The sequence below is a fragment of the Mesorhizobium sp. M1D.F.Ca.ET.231.01.1.1 genome (genome assembly GCF_003999155.2).
Lineage (GTDB): Bacteria > Pseudomonadota > Alphaproteobacteria > Rhizobiales > Rhizobiaceae > Mesorhizobium.
Map to the genome: position 1 here is coordinate 1 of NZ_RZOZ02000147.1, position 337 is coordinate 337.

The window sequence follows — 337 nt, forward strand, 5'->3', positions numbered from 1 at the left end:
CTCCGAGAAAGCATCGAACAAGTCCCCTTGATGCACCGCAATTCGACCGGCCAATCCATGAAAGGCTACATTACGACGTGAGACTTCGACGCATCCATCCGTCAAGTCGCTCGCCCAGATTCGAGCAGCGGGGGCATAGTGCGCTATGGCGCAGGCCAGATTGCCGGTGCCGCAGCACATGTCGACTATGCGAGGCTCAGCGATCCTCAATTGGTCTAGGGCATCGAGGGCCGTTGTGCCCAGCAACTCGGTCTCGGGGCGCGGTACGAGTGCACCAGGCCCCACGAGCAGCTCCAGCCCCATGAAGGTGGTATGCCCTTTATTGTAAGCATCCTCG

Annotated in this window: 1 protein-coding gene; it reads right to left on the minus strand. The window is 59.6% G+C overall.

The features are described 5' to 3' along the window. Positions 1–337, minus strand: a 337-nt coding sequence (locus EN874_RS32690; protein WP_135884732.1) for a methyltransferase, incomplete at both ends; no start/stop codon positions are given.